20 protein-coding genes and 1 tRNA gene are annotated in these 18,448 nt (G+C 57.6%); 10 read left to right on the forward strand and 11 right to left on the reverse strand.

All coding sequences use genetic code 11. The features are described from left to right. The first annotated feature begins 40 nt into the window (after nt 1–40). Nucleotides 41–1,270, forward strand: coding sequence for a spinster family MFS transporter (locus AC6IY8_RS04190; protein WP_497777442.1), 1,230 nt, complete (start codon nt 41–43; stop codon nt 1,268–1,270). After that, the gene (locus tag AC6IY8_RS04195; RefSeq protein ID WP_497777443.1) at nt 1,267–2,436 is read left to right on the forward strand and encodes a glycosyltransferase; all 1,170 of its coding nucleotides are present in this window, start codon (nt 1,267–1,269) and stop codon (nt 2,434–2,436) included. Before AC6IY8_RS04190 ends, AC6IY8_RS04195 begins: the two co-directional genes overlap by 4 nt. 8 nt (nt 2,437–2,444) lie before the next feature. Here the strand turns inward: AC6IY8_RS04195 and AC6IY8_RS04200 are convergent, their stop codons facing one another. Continuing rightward, complete coding sequence (locus AC6IY8_RS04200; protein ID WP_497777444.1) at nt 2,445–2,927, reverse strand: hypothetical protein; 483 nt, start codon at nt 2,925–2,927, stop codon at nt 2,445–2,447. Nucleotides 2,928–3,022: 95 nt separating this feature from the next. Here AC6IY8_RS04200 and AC6IY8_RS04205 point away from each other — a divergent pair, with 95 nt between their 5' ends. Then, a complete protein-coding gene (locus tag AC6IY8_RS04205; RefSeq protein WP_497777445.1) occupies nt 3,023–3,187 on the forward strand; it encodes a hypothetical protein in 165 nt (54 codons plus the stop codon). A 21-nt stretch (nt 3,188–3,208) separates the two neighbouring features. Here the strand turns inward: AC6IY8_RS04205 and AC6IY8_RS04210 are convergent, their stop codons facing one another. The 4 genes from AC6IY8_RS04210 to AC6IY8_RS04225 form a co-directional block, all read right to left on the reverse strand. Continuing rightward, nucleotides 3,209–3,451, reverse strand: a complete 243-nt coding sequence (locus tag AC6IY8_RS04210; protein ID WP_497777446.1) for a carboxymuconolactone decarboxylase family protein — start codon at nt 3,449–3,451, stop codon at nt 3,209–3,211. 106 nt (nt 3,452–3,557) lie between these two features. Beyond that, entirely contained in the window at nt 3,558–3,899 is a 342-nt protein-coding gene (locus AC6IY8_RS04215; protein ID WP_497777447.1) for an STAS domain-containing protein, read from the reverse strand. Nucleotides 3,900–3,901: 2 nt separating this feature from the next. After that, nucleotides 3,902–4,351 (reverse strand): ATP-binding protein, encoded by a 450-nt coding sequence (locus AC6IY8_RS04220; protein ID WP_497777448.1) that lies wholly within the window; start codon nt 4,349–4,351, stop codon nt 3,902–3,904. Between the two features lie 124 nt (nt 4,352–4,475). Then, the gene (locus AC6IY8_RS04225; RefSeq protein ID WP_497777449.1) at nt 4,476–5,120 is read right to left on the reverse strand and encodes an HAD-IA family hydrolase; all 645 of its coding nucleotides are present in this window, start codon (nt 5,118–5,120) and stop codon (nt 4,476–4,478) included. A gap of 118 nt (nt 5,121–5,238) precedes the next feature. Here AC6IY8_RS04225 and AC6IY8_RS04230 point away from each other — a divergent pair, with 118 nt between their 5' ends. Further along, nucleotides 5,239–6,018, forward strand: coding sequence for a polysaccharide deacetylase family protein (locus AC6IY8_RS04230; RefSeq protein ID WP_497777450.1), 780 nt, complete (start codon nt 5,239–5,241; stop codon nt 6,016–6,018). Here AC6IY8_RS04230 and AC6IY8_RS04235 read toward each other — a convergent pair. Both AC6IY8_RS04235 and mutS read right to left on the reverse strand, forming a co-directional pair. Then, nucleotides 6,015–6,641, reverse strand: coding sequence for a putative signal transducing protein (locus tag AC6IY8_RS04235; RefSeq protein WP_497777451.1), 627 nt, complete (start codon nt 6,639–6,641; stop codon nt 6,015–6,017). The genes AC6IY8_RS04230 and AC6IY8_RS04235 overlap by 4 nt on opposite strands. A 1-nt stretch (nt 6,642) precedes the next feature. Next, nucleotides 6,643–9,315: a DNA mismatch repair protein MutS gene (mutS, locus tag AC6IY8_RS04240; protein ID WP_497777452.1), complete on the reverse strand. Its 2,673-nt coding sequence runs from the start codon at nt 9,313–9,315 to the stop codon at nt 6,643–6,645. A 132-nt stretch (nt 9,316–9,447) separates the two neighbouring features. Between mutS and AC6IY8_RS04245 the strand changes: the two genes are divergently transcribed. The 5 genes from AC6IY8_RS04245 (at nt 9,448) to AC6IY8_RS04265 (ending at nt 14,611) form a co-directional block, all read left to right on the forward strand. After that, nucleotides 9,448–10,455 carry a galactose-1-phosphate uridylyltransferase gene (locus tag AC6IY8_RS04245; protein ID WP_497777453.1) on the forward strand — a complete coding sequence of 336 codons (1,008 nt, stop codon included), beginning with the start codon at nt 9,448–9,450 and terminating at the stop codon, nt 10,453–10,455. A gap of 171 nt (nt 10,456–10,626) precedes the next feature. Continuing rightward, a complete protein-coding gene (locus tag AC6IY8_RS04250; protein ID WP_497777454.1) occupies nt 10,627–11,373 on the forward strand; it encodes a YebC/PmpR family DNA-binding transcriptional regulator in 747 nt (248 codons plus the stop codon). 109 nt (nt 11,374–11,482) lie between these two features. Further along, complete coding sequence (locus tag AC6IY8_RS04255; protein WP_497777455.1) at nt 11,483–12,085, forward strand: acyloxyacyl hydrolase; 603 nt, start codon at nt 11,483–11,485, stop codon at nt 12,083–12,085. Nucleotides 12,086–12,100: 15 nt separating this feature from the next. Next, a complete protein-coding gene (gene ftcD, locus AC6IY8_RS04260; protein WP_497777456.1) occupies nt 12,101–13,615 on the forward strand; it encodes a glutamate formimidoyltransferase in 1,515 nt (504 codons plus the stop codon). 99 nt (nt 13,616–13,714) lie between these two features. Then, complete coding sequence (locus AC6IY8_RS04265; RefSeq protein WP_497777457.1) at nt 13,715–14,611, forward strand: hypothetical protein; 897 nt, start codon at nt 13,715–13,717, stop codon at nt 14,609–14,611. Nucleotides 14,612–14,680: 69 nt separating this feature from the next. On the opposite strand, the gene AC6IY8_RS04270 is transcribed toward AC6IY8_RS04265, so the two are convergent. From AC6IY8_RS04270 to AC6IY8_RS04280, 3 genes are all read right to left on the reverse strand, one after another. Continuing rightward, nucleotides 14,681–14,980, reverse strand: coding sequence for an ArsR/SmtB family transcription factor (locus tag AC6IY8_RS04270; protein WP_497777458.1), 300 nt, complete (start codon nt 14,978–14,980; stop codon nt 14,681–14,683). Between the two features lie 99 nt (nt 14,981–15,079). Next, nucleotides 15,080–15,751, reverse strand: coding sequence for an SPOR domain-containing protein (locus AC6IY8_RS04275; RefSeq protein WP_497777459.1), 672 nt, complete (start codon nt 15,749–15,751; stop codon nt 15,080–15,082). Nucleotide 15,752: 1 nt separating this feature from the next. Beyond that, complete coding sequence (locus AC6IY8_RS04280) at nt 15,753–16,553, reverse strand: slipin family protein (RefSeq protein WP_497777460.1); 801 nt, start codon at nt 16,551–16,553, stop codon at nt 15,753–15,755. 210 nt (nt 16,554–16,763) lie between these two features. Here AC6IY8_RS04280 and AC6IY8_RS04285 point away from each other — a divergent pair. After that, nucleotides 16,764–16,838 (forward strand) — tRNA-Gly (locus AC6IY8_RS04285). An 18-nt stretch (nt 16,839–16,856) separates the two neighbouring features. Here AC6IY8_RS04285 and AC6IY8_RS04290 read toward each other — a convergent pair. Then, nucleotides 16,857–18,098 carry a hypothetical protein gene (locus tag AC6IY8_RS04290; protein WP_497777461.1) on the reverse strand — a complete coding sequence of 414 codons (1,242 nt, stop codon included), beginning with the start codon at nt 18,096–18,098 and terminating at the stop codon, nt 16,857–16,859. Between the last annotated feature and the right edge of the window lie 350 nt (nt 18,099–18,448).

Raw genomic sequence — 18,448 nt, forward strand, 5'->3', positions numbered from 1 at the left:
GCATTCGCTGGGCACTTCAACGGAAATGAGGCCATTCCGCTTGAGCGAGCAAGAAGGCGTGAAGCGTTGGGCGACAACCGCACTGGTGGTTCTGACGGCACTGAACTTCGTCAACTATATCGACCGTTCGGTGCTGTTTGCCGTGCAGCCGCTGGTGCAGCGCGAGTTTCCGGGGTCGGATGCGAAGTTTGGGCTGCTGACGACTGCATTCTTCTTTTGCTATATGGCAACGGCACCGCTGGTCGGCTGGCTGGCGGATCGCTACGCGCGACACTACATCATGTGCGCCGGAGCGTTGATCTGGAGCGCGGCAACGCTGCTGACGGCGGTCACACATAACTTCACCGAACTGATGATTCGCCATACGCTGGTCGGCGTGGGCGAGGCTACGTTTGTGGCAATCGCGCCGTCGTTCCTCGCCGATCTGCATCCTGAGAACCGGCGCGCGCGTGTTCTGTCCGTTTTCTATCTGGCAATTCCGGTCGGCACCGCCTTGGGATACTTGCTGGGCGGCGCATTGGCTGCGCGCTGGGGATGGCGGGCACCATTCCTTGTAGGGGCGATCCCTGGAGTACTACTGGGACTGTTTCTCCTGGTGGTTCCGGAACCGAAGCGTGGAGCACAGGATCATCTTGACGTCACTGTCGAACGCGGTACGTTTCTTGGACTGTGGCGCAATCCTGCTTTCTGGACGGGCACACTCGGCATGGCTATGATGACCTTCGCCGTGGGTGGAATGCAGGTGTGGATGCCGACGTTCCTCTCGCGCATAAGAGGAGTGCCGCTGCACACCGCCAACTTGCGCTTTGGGCTAATGACGTTGGCAGCCGGCATCCTGGCGACGATGCTCGGTGGCTGGCTTGGTGACCGCATGGAGCAAAGAAAGCGCGGCGGGCATTGTCTGATTTCGGCAATTGGAATGTCGCTCGCACTGCCTGCGGTGCTGATGGCGGTGTTTCACACCGGCGACTGGATGTATCCTGCTATCTTTCTCGGCGAGTTCTTCCTGCTGCTGAACACGGCTCCGTTGAACGCGGCGATTCTGAATTCTGTGGCGGCGCCGATTCGCTCGACGGCCTTTGCGGTGAACATCTTCACCATTCACTTACTGGGCGACGCATTCTCTCCGAGCCTCATGGGGTATATCTCCGATCGCAGCAATATGCAGATGGCATTCGTGGCCGCATCGACGGCAATTGCGATCTCTGCAGCGCTGTTGTTTGTTGGCGTACGCTTCGCGCCGCAGTTGCCGCCGGGAGATGCTGCTTGAAGATATTGCACGCAGTCAATCTTCTGTCCGGTGTGGCGTTGGGCGCGACGTGGGTGTATCACATGGTCGCCGCAGCAAGAGGAATGCGGAAAATCCCAGAACTGACTCGGCCTGAGTTTAGCGTTCCTGCGGGCACGAAATTGCCTCGCGTTAGCATCATCGTTCCGGCAAGGAATGAAGCGGAGATGATCGAAACCGCTGTGCGTTCGCTGCTCACAATTGACTATCCCGACTACGAGCTGGTGGTGGTGGACGATCGCTCGGAGGATGAGACGGGCGCGATCCTCGACCGGCTTAAAGAGGAGTACGGCGCGCGCCTGGTTGTGGTGCATGTGCGCGAACTGCCTGAGGGTTGGCTGGGAAAAACTCACGCTATGTGGAGCGCAGCGCAAGCCTCGACTGGCGAGTGGGTACTGTTCAGCGATGCGGACGTGGTGCATGCTCCGGAGGCGTTGCGGCGGGCCGTGCATTATGCCGAACTGCAGGGCGCGGGGCACATGGTGCTGCTACCTACGATGCTGATGAAAAGCGTGGGCGAACGAATGATGATCTCTGCGTTCCAGGCCTTGTTCATCTTTGCCTCACGCCCGTGGAAGGTGTGCGACGCGAAGGCGAAGGATTCCATGGGCGTTGGCGCGTTCAACCTGATACGAAGAGCGGCTTACGAGAAGATCGGCACATATCAATCTATGCGCTTGAGTGTGGTGGACGATATGCGCCTGGGTGAGAAAGTGAAGCGGGCAGGCATCGGCTCGTGCGTGGCGTTCGGCGAGGGAATGGTCTCGATCCGCTGGGCGGTGGGCGCGCGCGGAGTGGTGCAGAACCTGACGAAGAACTTCTTCGCCCAGCTTCGCTACAACCTGGGGTTCGCCATTGTAGCGTCGCTGAGCATGTTGTGGCTGCAACTGGGACCCTGGATTGGTACGGCATTCGCAACCGGGTGGGCTCGCGCCGGATATGCCGTTGCGCTCGTCTCACTGTGGCTGATCTACGCAGCGATGGGGCTGCGAACTGGGATTGGGGTCGGCTACGTGCTGCTGCATCCAGTGGCGAGCCTGCTGATGGTGTTCACGATGCTGCGCTCCGCGGCAGTGACTCTCGTGAACGGCGGAGTGAGGTGGCGTGGGACTTTCTATGATCTTGCGGAGCTACGGCGCAACGCTTGAACTCTGCCTTACATGTGCGAGCGTGTGGCTCGTGACATAGGAGTGACAACCGGACCTTTTGAGCGGCTGGCGTCGAATTCGGATGGTTTATCGCCAGCGATCACGCGGAGCTGGTCACAGTTTCTGAGCACGAGTTCCAGACGTTTCCCATGCTGCGCCACATCGCCTACAAGCATCACGATTCGTCCGTGCAGATGGGACAAATCTCCGAAGGTTTCGCGGTCTTGTGCCGCGATGGTCGCTTGAAAGCCGGGAGTGCCTTTTGGATGGCGAAGACTCAGGTGTGTGCTGCCATCGCGCAAGGCGCTTACGCGCGAGATGCGTCCAGCAATGCACCCGTTCTTCCCGATCAGTTCTGAAGCCCGCGAGGGTGGAAGGCACTCCACCTTGATTTCGATTGTGGACTTCGGCTGCCGGGCCGCAGGAGGGAATTGCTGCGCTGCTGCCGAGATGACGAGCAGCAGCGCAGTACAGACGTGGTACCTTCTCACTTCGTAGGTTCCATTCGTAAAGCGTTGTTGAAGCGGTTGAAGTAGTTGAACAGCCCGATCGCAGCGGCCAGCTCAATGATTTCACCTTCCTCGAAATGCTCACGGAGCTGCGCCCAGAAGGCGTCATCGATGTTGTTGGAATCGAGGGTCTCTCGTTCGGCAAGCTCGAGTGCGGCCTTTTCGGCATCGCTGAAGTCGGTGCGAGTGCGGAAATCTCTCAGGTTGGCGATCTGGTCTTTGGTGTATCCGTGCTTCTCTAACAGAGAAGTGTGGGAGGCCAGTCAATACTCGCATTCATTGAGCTGGCTGGTTCGGACGATAACGAGTTCCTTCATCTTTGGGCTGATGGTGCCGGTTTCCATGATGGCGCGGAAGTGGGCGATCATGGTGCGAAGAATCTCGGGACGGTGAGCAACGGTGCGAAACATGTTCGGCACGTTGCCGCGAGCTTTCTTGTAGTGGTCAAAGATTTCTTGGGAAGTGTTGTCGGCCTGCTCGTAGTTGACGGTTGGTATTCGAGGCATGCCAGCTATTGTGCGGCGAGGGTGGCAATGTGTCCAGTATCCAGAGCATAAAGCAGGGCGGCCATAGGAGCCGCCCGCTTGTGAAACGACTGGCTTGACTTCGAAGTTACTTATTGAAGGCGGCGATGGCCGAGGCCTCGTCGTCCTGAATGTCAAATACAGTGTAGAGCTTTGTAATCTGAAGAAGATCGTGAACCTTCTTGGTGAGGTTCAGCAGTTTGAGTTCGCCACCGGCGTTACGAACGCTTGTGAAGGCACTTACGAGTTCACCGATACCCGAGCTGTCGATATAGCTGACGTCGCCCAGGTTGAGGAGAATCTTCTTGTGCCCCTGGCTCGAGAGATTCTTCACTGTATCGCGCAGAACGACACTGCCTTCGCCGAGTGTGATACGCCCGCTGAGATCGACGACGGTGACACCGTCCACTTGACGCGAGCTTGCTTTCATCGTCACTGGTTAGCCTCCTTATTGCCGTCGCGGTCCGGACCGCGCACGAATTTGGTCATTGTGATTTCAGTCCCGGGAGACAGTGCACGAAAACTGATTTCGTCCATGAATGCCCGGATAAGAAAGATTCCTCGTCCCGATTGCTTGAGCAGGTTTTCAGGGGCAAGAGGGTCAGGAACTGTTGATGGATCGAGACCCGGCCCCTCGTCACATACGGACACTCTGAGCTTTTCGGGGGTGCTTTCGAAGGAGACTGTCACGCGCTTATTGGGATCGTAACGGTTTCCATGCAGGACTGCGTTTACGGCAGCTTCGCGGACGGCCATGGCGATGCGTCCGCTCTCGTCCTCGTCGAATCCGGACTTGGCGGCGACCTCCGTGGCAGCTTGCTCGGCCTTATTTACACTCGCCAGAGTGGACTCGAGCGTGTAAGAGACCCTTGTTCCATTCATCGCGTGACGTATCCATCGTGCTTGTTTGGACGTCAATGAAAATACAAGTCCAACAAGGATGCGTAAGTGTGCCTGTTGCATGATGACGCTGTCAATTCTGCAAGCCAAACACAACCCAACCAATTTACCAGCTCAGACGTATGAAGTCGCCATTAATCATCGCTTTTACCGCAGCAAGGCTCGGCAGCAGTGCTGTGGCATAGGTCAGTTCCTCGACCGGATAGGTGGTGGGAAGAGCTAAAACCGGCATTCCCGCGTCAACTGCGGAACGGATTCCGCTGGGGGCGTCCTCGAAAGCGACACACTCAGCTGCCGCCAACCCGAGAAGAGCGGCTCCGCGCTGGTAAGGCTCAGGATGCGGTTTTCCATTGTGAATATCGCTGCCGGTGATCATGAGTTTGGGAACGGGAAGACCAGCTACCTGGAGCCGATGACTGGCCAGATCGCGCGTGCCGCTGGTCACGATGGCCCACTTTCCGGAGGGTAAAGAGTTAAGCAGCTCTGCGGCTCCGGGGAAGGTCACGACATCGTAGGAGTCGGCGATTTCGCGACGCTCCAGATCTTTCAACTCGGCCTCGGCATCCAGTTGCGGAGCGAGCAGACGGACGGTGTCGATGGCGCGGCGTCCATGAGCGATGTGTGCGGTCTCGTCTGGGGCGAAGCCATGACGCCGGGCCCAGTCATGCCAAACGCGTGTGACTCCCGCGGTGCTGTCGATGAGCACACCATCGAGGTCAAAGAGAACTCCCTTAACGTCCAGAGATGACATAGATCGAGTGTAAACCGGTCATCGAGTGCAGTTCAGCGGGCAATCTGCGAAGTTCATGGATAATGCTTAGTTCCTGCCGGGCCAAACCGTCCTATGATGGCGAGCAGAGATGGTGAATATGAAAAGACTCTGCGCTCTGCTTGCACTTGCTTTACTTTCCGTTCCTTCGTTTGCCGCTGAAAAGCTTATCGCCCTGACCTTCGACGACGGCCCGCGTCCTTATGTTTTATATGGAGTGAAACAGCCGGGGGCGGCTCCAGGCATGCTCGATGTGCTGGATCGCAATGGAGTGAAGGCGACATTTTTCTACATGGGTTGGAGACTGACTCCGAAGACCTGGGGCGAAACGCCGCACGAAACTAACATAGGAATCACTTGCCTGGACGCCGCACGCGACGTGCTGAAGCGCGGTCATGAGATCGAAAATCACACTTACAGCCATGCCGATCTGCGCATTGCCGAGAAGAAAAAGGGCGAAGCCTGGGTGGTGGGCGACGTCGAGCGTGGGGCCGAGGCGATCAAGGGCGTCACGGGGGCGAAGCCATTGTGGCTGCGTCCGCCGGATTGGGATTTGACGGCAGATGCGCGTCAGGACCTGGAGAGGCATGGGTTTAAGATTCTGACGATTTCAAGCCAGAACCCGGTGGCGCTACGCGACATCAACTCGCTCGACTACCTTTGCGCGGGACGCGGAACAGGCTGCCCCAAACCGTCACTGGCGCAATCGGTGCTGAAAGTGATTGAGCAGCGCGAGAAAAAGGGCGTGTACACGCATGTGCTGGCTTTTCACGAATTGACGACCACGACGACGCAATTGCCGGAATTGATTTCGGCGCTGAAGGGGAAGGGATATCGGTTTGTGACCGTGAGTGAATATATGAAGGCGGTGAAGAACTAGTCCGAGTTTGATGTGTGATCGTCGCCATGCCACCGATGTCCGCATTGGTGGCATCCCCATCCTTTTCGATGTAGAGGAAGCGGCACCCCGAAATAGGTGCTCACGAACGAGACGGGACTTATTTCCTCGAAGTGAATATCCATCGAGTTGCATTCAGGGCAGCGAGGTCGTTCATAAGTTCCGGCACCCTCCACTTCGAATCTCTCCAGTTCCGGTCCACTTAGGATTTCAACTGCGGCATCCACGTCCTCAGCTCGTACTTGCAGTTTGATTCCTCCCAGCAGGTTGGACCAGAACCAATCGATTCGCACGATATTCTCATCAGCCAGGAAGCATTCGATCCCGGCGGAGTCAAGAGCTGCCTTGGCCAGCATCGCCTCTGGTAGATCTCTGTACCTCCCGATCATTACAAGTTCGCTATATTCCAGCTGATCCGTTCCCGAACTCGAATCGAGAATAGATTCGTCCATTCCTCTTCTTGCGAATTCGAGGCGAAGGACGTCCCGCGCAGTTTCGGTCAACGACTCCAAGCTGCCGGCGACCTCCAGAAGCTCTCCTTCGGCCATTTTTTGATAAACGACTGTGAGTCGCTGCCGCTCCTCTCCAGGATCGAGCGTGGTCATGTCAGTCCACCTGCTTCTTCAACTCGTACAGCAGATTCATAGCCTCGCGCGGACTAAGCGAATCGAGGTCGGCTTCGCGCAGGCGGTCGAGGACAGTGTTGGATACGGGCGTGAAGATCGTTAGCTGCACTGGTCCCGTTTTCTCCTGCTTGGGAGAAAGCTTGTCGGTCGCGGTGTGCTCGGCGTTCTCGTGCTGGTGTAGAACTTCTCTGGCGCGGATGATGACGTCGGCAGGCAAGCCTGCGAGTTTCGCGACTTCGATACCGTAGCTTTTGTCGGCGGCACCAGGAGACACTTTCCGCAGGAACACGATGTTGCCGCCCGTTTCTTTCACGCTGACGTGGTAGTTCTTTACCGAATCGAGAAGCGTCTCCAGGTCGGTCAGTTCGTGATAGTGCGTGGCGAAGAGCGTTTTGGCTCGGCTCCGCTGGTGGATGAATTCGACTACTGCCCAGGCGATAGCAAGCCCGTCGTAGGTGGCCGTGCCACGGCCAATCTCGTCGAGCAGGATCAGCGAGCGTGAGGTTGCTGTGTTGAGAATGGCGGCGGTTTCGGTCATCTCGACCATGAAGGTTGAGCGGCCACGAGCGAGGTTGTCAGCGGCTCCAATGCGGGTGAAGATGCGGTCCACTGTGGAGAGCCGCGCCCGGGTGGCAGGGACGAAAGAGCCCATCTGCGCCATCAGCACGATCAGCGCCGTCTGGCGCAGGTACGTTGATTTTCCGCCCATGTTCGGACCAGTGATGAGCAGGATGGATTGCTTTTTTCCGTCCAGGTAGAGGTCGTTGGGGACGAAGCGATCATTGGAGCCCGTGAGCTCGGGTTGCTCGATGACAGGGTGGCGTCCTTCGAGAATTTCGAGCACCTGCGCGTCTTCGTTGAATTGCGGACGGCAGTAGTTACGCAAGGCGGCAAGGTGCGCAAACGAAAGCAGAACGTCGATTTCGGCCAGTGCCAGCGCGCTCTGGCGAATACGGCGCGATTCGGCGGCGATGGCCTGCCGCAACTCGGCGAAAAGGCGGCGCTCGATTTCAACGATCTTCTCTTCGGCATCGAGAACCTTGGTCTCGTACTCTTTCAGCTCCGGAGTGGTGAAGCGCTCGGCACCCACCAGCGTCTGCTTGCGTTCGTAGTCGGCGGGAGCGTGTTGCAGGTTTGACTTGCTGATCTCGATGTAAAACCCGAAAACATTATTGAACTTCACCTTGAGCGAGTTGATGCCGGTACGTTCGCGCTCGCGCTGCTCGATCTGTGCAATGTAGTGCTTGCTGTTGCGGCTTATATCGCGCAACTCGTCCAGCTGCGGATCGAGTCCCGGCTGAATTACCCCACCATCATTCAGCGTTACCGGAGGCTCGGCGACGATCGTTCGTTCGATGCGTTCACGCACGTCGGCCAGTTCGTCGAGAAGGTCTTCCAGGGCGCGGAAACGGGCGGCAGGGAAGTGCTGCAGGGCACGGCGCACGACGGGCAACTTTGCGAGCGACGCGCCGAGGGCGAGAATGTCGCGCGGGTTCGCCGTCTCGAGCGTGATTCGGCTGAGCAGCCGCTCTATATCCAGAATGCCGTCGAGGCCGCGGCGGAGTTCTTCGCGGTGAATGAGCTGGCTTAGGGCGGCGGCAACGGCGTCCAGGCGCTGTTCAATTTCCGCGATGTCGATAGAGGGCCGCAGCATCCACGAGCGCAACAGGCGCTTGCCCATTGGAGTAAGCGTGTGGTCGAGGGCACGGAAAAGCGTGACCGCGTCGCCCGAGCCGGAGAACAGCGGTTCGATCAGCTCAAGGTTGCGCACCGTTACGGCGTCGAGGATGAGGCAGTTCTGGCGCTCGTAGTAGCTGATGCGGTCAACGTGATCGAGCGAACCGCGCTGGGTCTGCCGAACGTAATGCAGGATGGCTCCGGCGGCACAGGCGGCTGCGTTGTGATTCTGGAGGCCAAAGCCCTCAAGCGACAGCACGCCGAAATGATTCTCAACCAGCGGTATCGAATAGTCGGGAGCGAAAATCCAGTCATCCAGCGGAGTCTCGCTCCAGCGCACGAGAGGTGCAATCTCCGGCGGAGCCATGCGCGGCGCGGGTGCGGCTGCGGTGGACGTTGATGGCAAGGTCGGCTGTGGCGCGGCGAAGAGCGGCAGCGAAGCGGCGTAGAGCAACTCGCGCGGACGGACGGTTTGCAACTCGTCTGCTACGCGCCGGTCGGCATCCGGGCCGCTGAATTCAGTGGTGCGAAACTCTCCGGTAGATAAATCGAGGGCGGCGAAGCCAAGTCCGCTGTTGTGGCGAGCAATAGCGCAGAGGAAGTTGTTCTCCTCCGAGCCAAGCTGAGAGTCGGCGGCGGTGCCGGGGGTGACGACGCGTGTCACCTCGCGGCGGACGAGTTTCTTGGTGAGCTTGGGGTCCTCGACCTGATCGCAGATGGCGACCTTGTATCCCTTGCGGATGAGCTTGGAAATGTACCCTTCGGCGGCGTGATACGGCACTCCGCACATGGGAATGGCGACGCCATCCACCTTCTGGCGCGAGGTCAAGGTGATCTGGAGCTCGCGGGCGGCGGTCACGGCATCATCAAAGAAGAGCTCGTAGAAGTCGCCTACGCGGAAAAACAGCAGCGCGGTCGGATGTTCTTTCTTGATCGCGGCATGCTGCCGCATCAGGGGTGTGGAGGCTTCACTCATCGGGAAATTGTGGTCTCAAAAGGGCGAGTATAGCAGAGCCATCCGGCGGCGCAGAGCGCAAATGCCAGTGCAAAACGCGAGTTGACCTCGCCCTGATTTGACTCAGGGCCGGGGTTTTGATTTGCTATCGCAATGGAACTTCGGAAAGATCCAATCACGCGCTCCTGGGTTGTTATGGGCGATCAGCCTTCGCAGGCACGGAATCTTCAGCAGGTTTGCCTGTTCTGTCCTGAATCCCCGCAGCAGCCGCAGGTGATTTCCTCGATGGCTTCCGTGAATTATGGGCCGTGGTCGGCGCGGGCCGTTGTGCATCCCCAGCCGCTCTACCACGTGGAGGGTGATCCTGGACGGCGCGGAGTTGGTCTTTACGACGTCATGCGCTCGGTGGGAGCTCACGAAGTCATCGTCGAGAATCCTCGGCACGATCGACAGCTCTGGACCGCTTCCGATGCGGAGATCGAGCAATTTCTGCTGCTATGCGCTCGACGATTGGAAGACCTGAAGCACGATCATCGCTTTAAGTACGTCAGCATCTTCAAGGATTTCGGATCGCTCAGCGGGCAGGAGTTCGATCATCCGACATCGCAGATTGTCGCGACCACCTATGTGCCCCGGCGAGTGCTGTACGAGTTGCGCTCGGCCAGAGAACACTACGCCCACAAGGAGCGCTGCGTATTCTGCGACATACTGACGCAGGAATTGCATCAGCGCGAGCGCATTGTGGAGATACGTGGCGACTTCGTGGCCTGCTGCCCGTTTGCCTCACGTGCGCCGTTTGAGACCTGGATTGTTCCGGTTGTTCACAGCGCCCACTTCGAGCGCACCGCCAACTCCAGGCCGGGAGCGCTGCGCGATTGTGCTTCGCTACTGCGCCGCATGCTGAACCGAATCCGCTCAATTACCGACAGCTTCCACCTTGTTGTACATACGGCTCCGAATACACAACACCAGTCGAAGGTGCTGAATTACTGGCGAACGATTGACGACGATTATCACTGGCATATTGAGATCCTGCCGATTTTGCAGGAGCGCCAGAAGTCATATTCGTTCAAGGAAGCATACCGTTCGGCGGTGCTGCCGGAAGAGGCTGCAGCAAGGCTGCGCGAGGCTCCGACGGAGCATACGTTGACGACTACGTAGGACTCTGTTCTGAACTGAATAAGCTACACACGAGTGTTCGGGTATGGAGCGCCTCCGCGTGTTATACTCAGGCGTTACCCAACGTTTGTTGTGGTAGTGGTATGCCCTCACGGCTGGATAGGGCAAGACCTAAGAGCATTTTCCAGAAATCACACAATTTACGAGGTTGGCATGTCTGGCCACTCAAAATGGGCCACAATCAAGCACAAGAAGGGCGCGCTGGATGCTAAGCGCGGCAAGATTTTCACCCGCCTGATCAAGGAAATCACGATGGCTGCCAAGGGTGGCGGCGATCCTGAAAAGAATCCTCGATTGCGCACGGCAGTCGCTGCGGCCAAAGCCGAAAACATGCCGCAGGATAATATCAAGCGCGCCATTCAGCGCGGTACCGGCGAGTTGCCGGGCGTCACCTACGAAGAAATCACCTTCGAAGGTTACGGCCCTGGCGGCGTGGCGGTCCTGATCGAGACATCGACGGACAACCGAAACCGCACGGTCAGCGATATTCGTCACATCTTTGGCAAGAATGGCGGCAACATGGGTTCTTCGGGTTCAGTGGCTCACTTGTTCTCGAAGAAGGGCACCATCCTAATAGCGAAGTCTGATGCCAAGGAAGACGACCTGATGAACCTGGTGCTCGAACATGGCGCCGACGATCTGAGGGATGAGGATGATAGCTGGGAAATCGTGACCGACCCGTCTGCTTACGAGGCTGTACTGGAGGCCGTGAAGGCCGCCGGTATCACTCCCGAGCACAGCGAACTGGGCATGGTTCCTGCTAACTACATCAAGTTGGAAGGGCAGCCGGCTCGCACCATGGTGCGCATGATGGAAGCTTTCGAGGACTACGACGACGTGCAGAACGTGTACTCGAATGCCGACATCGACCAGAAGGATCTGGAAGAAGTCGCCGGTTAGTTTACCCGCAAGTTACTTCCGAAAAAGGCCGCTCAACAGGCGGCCTTTTCCTTTGAACTTGGAAGCAGGGTTCTTGGCCTGTTACCGTATTCAGGTACATCGTTTATTTATGACCTTGTCTCGTTTCTCCATTCTCGCGGTGATGCTTCTGAGCACGGTTGCGGCCGTGGGCCAGGCGACAGACGATGCGGCGGTGATCCGGCGCGAACACTGGAATTTTGGTGTGCTGGCAAGCGGCGGTACAGGACTGATCGATCGCACGAATGTTCAGTTTGTGGGCGGCGGTTTTCGCGCGGGCCGCGTCATGACCGGGGAGCTGGGCAGTGGCGCTCTTCGCGGCACGTTCGAACTGAATTCGGAAATCATGCCGGTCGATGCAGTGCTTTGGAGCGGCTATAAGAACGTGTATGGATTCGGAGTGAATCCGCTGATCATGAAGTGGAACTTTACGGCACGAAAGCGCGCTGTTCCTTACTTCATGACGCAGGGCGGAGTGCTCTGGACTGCCAAGAATGTGCCGCCGGGGAACACCTCAAAGATTAATTTCATCTCGGGTGCGGGCGTGGGTATGCAGTACTTCGTACGGCCCAGGCGCTCGATCAACTGGGATGTACGGGCGACGCACCTTTCGAATGCTTCGCTTGGTTCGCATAATCCCGGAGTAAACGCCAGTTTGCAATTTTCAATTGGATACAACTGGTGGAAGCAGTAGCGCAGAGGAGCAATCATGGCAGCGCTGATTGAATGTGTACCGAATTTTTCCGACGGCCGCGACAAGTCGCGCGTGGACGCCATTGTGAACGCGATGAAGCGCGATGGCGTGTACCTGCTCGACTACGAGATGGACGCCGATCACAACCGCTCGGTAGTGACGCTGGTAGGTGATCGCGAGCCATTGATGGCCGCCGTGCTGGCCGGTATTGGTAAAGCCACGGAGTTGATCGATCTGAATGTTCAGCGCGGCGCGCATCCGCGACTAGGTGCGACCGACGTTGTGCCGTTTATTCCCATTGAGGGCGCGACCCTTGATGACTGCGTGCAAATGGCTCGCGAACTGGGGCAGCAGGTTTGGGAGCGCTACAGGATTCCGGTTTACTTCTACGAGGCTGCGGCTACACGCCCCGAGCGTACAAATCTAGAAAACATCCGCCGAGGTCAGTTCGAGGTTATTCGCGAAGAGATTACGCATGTGGAGTCGCGACGCCCTGACGTTGGCGATCCGTGCTGCCATCAGACGGCGGGAGCTGTTGTCATTGGCGCACGCAAGTTTCTCGTCGCCTACAACGTCTATCTTCAGACGAAGGATGTGGACATCGCGAAGAAGATCGCGAAGGCCGTTCGCTTTTCGAGTGGCGGATTCCGCGCGGTGAAGGGAATGGGTGTCGAGGTGCGCGGGCAGGCACAGGTTTCTATGAACCTGACCGACACAGACCTCACTCCAATGGCGCGAGTTTTCGAGTTCGTAAAGCGGGAAGCGGCGCGTTATGGCGTGGCCGTTCAATCGAGCGAAATCGTGGGACTGGTTCCCAAGCGTGCGCTCGAAGATGCCGCCGAGTGGTTTCTGCAGGTCGAAAACTTCAACTCATCGATGATTCTCGAGAATCGTTTGGCATCCGTGATGAGCGGAAAAATGGCGGCGGGCGGGTTGCGCGCCGGAGTCGAGCCGTTTATCGAACAATTGGCCGCTCCCACGGCGGTTCCCGGAGGAGGCAGTGCTTCTGCCGCCGCTGGAGCCATGGCTGCCGCACTTGCCGCGATGGTCGCGGGAATGTCGCGCGGGAAGAAGGCCTACACGCAATTTGATTCGGAACTCACGGCGGCGCTCGCCCGACTTGAGACTTTGCGAGAAGAGCTGAAGGCAACAATCGACGCGGATGCAGCTTCTTACGAAGCAGTGGTGCTGGCCTACAAAGCCCAGAAGAGCGCCATAACGGAGAAGTCCGGTGCGGCAGCCGAGGCCGTCGCAACTGCTCTACGTGGTGCTTCGAGCGTTCCGTTGCGTGCAGCCGAGTGTGCAGCCGAGATCATTGCCCTGGTGGATGCACTGCGCTCGAAGACCAATCCCAAGATGGCGAGCGACCTGACGGTCGCGTCATCGTTGGCCAATGCGGCGCTGGATGGTGCGCTGGCCAACGTCGAAATCAATCTCGATTCGTTTGAGCCCGGCACGGAGACCGATTTCATCAAGAAGACTCGCACAAGAATCGCCGAGCTTCGTGGCGGAAACGGTGACAAACCTTAGGCCAAACTGCGACTTTCGACTAAGTGTAGGGTTCAGCTTTACGGGGGTACAATCTTTAGTATGAAACGTTCTTTACTTGCACTACTTCTAGCTTGCGCTTTGAGCGCAAGCGCTTTTGCGGCTCCGCTGGGGACCAATACGCGGACGGTTCTTCCCGCGCAGATTCAGCAGGTGATCTCCGTCGATTACCGCATGCTGCGCAACTCCCCAAGCGGAATGGCGCTGAAGAACCGCGTATTGCCCGACAATCTCAAGGCATTTGAGACTTCGCTACGCGGCATGGGTGTAAATCCTGACGTGGATGTAGAGCAGTTGACGTTTGTTGCGTATCGTCCCGGACGTGGTGGACTGCGCAATTTCGGCGTTGCTTCCGGGCAGTTTGAGCCCAAGCGCGTCCTGGCGCGGTTCCGCCTGAAGAAGCAGAAAAGCGACAAGTATAAGGATTCCGATCTGTGGTCTGCTGGCGGCGGGTTCGTGATGACTTTCCTGGACGACAACACGATGCTGTTTGGTGAGCCCAGCGCGGTGAAGGATGGATTGGACGTCCGCAACGGTGATGCTCGCGGCGTGGCATCCACCCCCGAGATGATGCAGTTGATTGTCGATGCCGAGTCCGGCCCGGTCTGGAGCGTTCTGGATCAGCAGGGCACGCAGAACATGATGCGCTCCGCCCTTGGTGAAGCGTCGGCGCTGGCTGATTTCGAGGCAATCAAGAAGCGGTTGCTGGCTTCGCGCTACAGTCTTGATTTGCAGCACGGAATTGATTTCGGCCTGAATGTGCAGACGTCGGATTCCTTCACCGCGGGCACGCTCTCGGCTCTGATGAAGGCCGGCATGCTTTATAAGAAGGCCGCGGGAACGGCGATCGAGAAGAGCGCGATGGACAGCATGGAAGTGGATTCAGACAGCGGACGCTTGCTGGTCAAGTTCCGCGCTGATGACAGCAAATTCCAGGCACTGCTCAAGAGCGACCTGTTCCAGGCGGTTTCGCACTAACTTTCCAGCACTTGCAAATAGATTGGCGGCCTCTCGGGCCGCCATTTTTCTGCTATTGAATTGATCCGATTAGATTTCGTCAAGAAGGCCCTTGCGGATTGAGCGGATCGCGACTTCGACGCGACGATAGCGAACCCAGGTGCCTTCCTTCGTGGATTCGATCAGTCCCGCGCCCTTCAGAATCTTCATGTGATGCGAGATGGTCGGCTGCGCAAGTTTTATGCGCTGCTCTATGTCGGAAGCAGTCCAGCCCTCCGGAGTGCCGGCTTTGCGTGCGGCGCCTGGATGCAAAAGTCGCAGAATCTTTCGCCGCGTTGGATCGGCGACGGCTCTTAGAGCGAGGCTCAGCTTATCTGTGGCAGCCTTCATGGTTACTCAATCATGATAGAGCATTTGAACAACAACAAGCGGCAAACACTTCCTCGCAATTACTTTTGTAATCCTGATTCCATATCGACAATCATCGATTTAGCGTTTTACGAAGGCGTTGTAGCCCGCGCTGATGAGTTTGGCTCGGATCGCCTCGGCTTCCTTGATGTCTGCGTAGGGGCCAACCTGCACGTGGAAGAGCTTGTCTCCCGGTTGCGCAACGACGACGGGAAAATGCTGTTTTTGTAGTGCATCGCTCAGTAGCTTGGCGTCGTCCTGGTTGCGCACGGCCGCAATCTGCACCATGTAACCGGTCCCCAGCGTGCTGCGCGGAGCCTCGGCGGGCTTGGCTGCCGGAGCCGCAGGTTCAGCAGGAGTCAGTTGAGGATGCGTCTCCTTCTGCTGCACGGACTGATAGAACGTCAGGTCGCTCGTGTTTGGAGTGGAAGCCGTTGTCTGCTGGTTGGGGCAGTTTTCGTTTGGCGTCGAGCAGTCGGGAGCTTTTGGAGCCGCAATCTGCGAGGCGCCGGGTTTCGGTGCCGACGATGCGGGACTGGCAGGTGCTGTGGACGCCGTGTTGTCGGGTACAGCAGCCATAGCCTGCTTGGCCGAGTTCCTTCCCAACGAGTAGCCAACCCCGAGCGAGATGCCGCACAACACAACCAACGCGAAGAACAGGCCCAGCAACTTACCCACGCCAAGCGTAATTTCTGTATCTGTTTCTTCGATGTCCGCCATTGGTTTCTGCTCGCGCGTGTAAGTGTTAGCCACGTTAGACCTCGGCCCCAGTGTTCGATCCAGCCGGAGCTGCGGGTTTAGGCATGGTGCCAGTGAGCTTCTGAATGCCAGAGAGCAGGTCAATGGGCACAGGGAAAATCACAGTCGTATTCTTTTCTACACCGATCTCAGTGAGCGTTTGCAGATAGCGAAGCTGGATGGATGCGGGTTCGGTCTGCAACAGGTGCGCTGCATCTACCAGGCGCTGCGCGGCAGAGTATTCGCCCTCGGCGTGGATGATCTTCGAACGTTTTTCGCGCTCGGCTTCGGCCTGCTTTGCCATCGCGCGCATCATGCTCTCGGCGAGATCCACCTGCTTCACTTCCACGTTCACCACTTTCACGCCCCACGGCGCGGTGTGCTGGTCGAGGATGGATTGCAGGCGGAGGTTGATCTTATCGCGATGGGCGAGTAGTTCATCGAGTTCCACCTCGCCGAGGACGCTGCGAAGGGTGGTAAGCGCAAACTGCTGAGTCTGGTACTGATAGTTAGTGACTTCAACCACGGCGCGACGCGGATCGATGACGCGAAGGAAGACAACCGCATTCACCTTAAGAGTAACGTTGTCGCGGGTGATGACATCTTGCGGCGGCACGTCAAAAGCGACCTGGCGAAGATCGACGCGCACCAGGCGATCGAGCGGAGCAAACACAAAGATCAGTCCAGGCCCCTTCGGGTCTTCGAGCAAGCGCCCGAGCCGGAAGATCACACCGCGTTCATATTCGCTCAAAATCTTGATGGAGCTGAAGAGATAGAACGCAATGATAACGACCACAATTGCGCTGAGTGGAAACATGGTGCCTCCGGGCCTATGTGACTGCTGCTGAATACAGGTCAGGAGGATTCTACCGCAGTGACAGCTACTCTGAAAGTAAGAAGCTCACACGAGAAAATCGCCGCTTCACACCTATGCACATGGTCGTCCGGTGCGCCTGGCACTGCGCTCTGGGCGAAGCGATTGCCGGAAACTTCGCTCTAGGTGTAATCTAATCCTGCTCGTACGTGAGCGGGAGTAGTTCAGCGGTAGAACGCCAGCTTCCCAAGCTGGATGTCGCCGGTTCGATCCCGGTCTCCCGCTCCAATTCTTTCTGCGAGCTAATTACCAGAAATACAGGGCAACGACCCGAGGCGGACCAGACCGTCCATCGATCACCTGCGTCTCGATTACCACTTCAAGTCCTCGACTGCTCCAGTTACGCGGAGCTTTGCGCGCGATTTCGTCCATTTGGTCGGAGTTGGTCAGGAACTCGCCGGCGCTCACGGTTCCGCCACGGGCGATTCCGGCGGCAATCACGACGGGGCGGTCGGTATTGGAATCCCAGTAACGCGCCACAATCGCGTAATCCTTGTAGGTTCCCTTCAACTGCTGCGTGCGGTCCAGAACCCATGCCCGATTTCCCGGATTCTGTCGGTCTTCGATCCAGAACTGAGTCATGTCGGCGTTGTTGCCGAAGTGATAGCGCAAAGGCGCCGTCAGGCGCAGCGTCCAACTGTTGTCATAAGCACCGATGAAAACCGTGGGCCCTTGGCGGAGATCTGTAAACGTTGTCGCCGACTCGGCCTTTACGCGGTATGACCGTCCGTGCGACTGGAGTATCCCGGCGATGTTCACCAGCGGACTCACGTCATCGAATATCAGTGTGACCATCTGATCGTCGAGCGTGGTCTGGCGCGCTGGGTTTGCCGCGTCGCGCAATGTGATGTTGGAGTAGTGCACCTGGTCGGCAATGCAAAACAGCACTGGATCGCCGGAGTGAACGAACGGCCTCCAGAACTCATCCAGCGTCGAGCGATGTAGCAGTTGCCATCCGCTCAAACCGCAAAGGATGAGGAACACGACAGTTCCGACGGCGAATGCGAGAGGCGAGATGCGTCTGCTGCTGCTAATGGCAATTGCAGGTAAGGGCGCAGGCGAGTCTTCGCGTGATGGCGCGGCTTCTTGTACAGGCTTCGCAACTTCGTCCGACGGCGTGTTGGGAATGAATGTTGGCGCGTAGGAGCCAGATGGCAGTAACAGACGTAATTCGTTTTCGTGCCCTGGATCTTGATAATACTGGGCGATTCGCTTGCGGATTTCGGCAGCCGTAACGCGGACGATTGGATCGTCGGTTGTATCGTAATTGGGATCGCGCCCGAAGACTTCCACGCCAAGCGTGCGCTCTTTTATGTATTGCGCGTTTCCGGCGAGTGCCTCTGAAACTACGTACTTCAGAAAACTCGGATAGCGCTTGCTGTGGTTGAAATGGGAGTCCTGAACCATCCGGTTCAACTGATCGAGGACGAGAGCTTTCTCCTCTTCGGTCTGAGGCATCCAGTTTGCAACATCCGCTCCGGACGGCATGCTTCGAGTCTCCAGTCAGTTGAAAAGGCAAGCGGAATTGTATCCAAGGACTTGCAGAATGTCACGACTGAGTTTCTGGATGGGTCTTCACGCGCTCTTACTCGTGAGGCTGCAAGCCGCTGAAATCAGACCGATAATTCGTGGTCTTTTCATGTAAAGAAGTCTGAGTGCGGCGCGCACCGCAGTCGTCTTGCAGGGCGGCATTGCTGCAAAAACATTAGCGCTTGGAGACGAGTCGATTCCGATGCGTGTCACTTATCGTTTTCATTTGCCGTAAGGAGCTTTTCAGCAGCGCAAGTGCCCCGATATAAGTGTGTTCGAGTGCTGCGACGCTAAGCATTCCTGTTCTT

Source organism: Koromonas soli, from assembly GCF_059726265.1.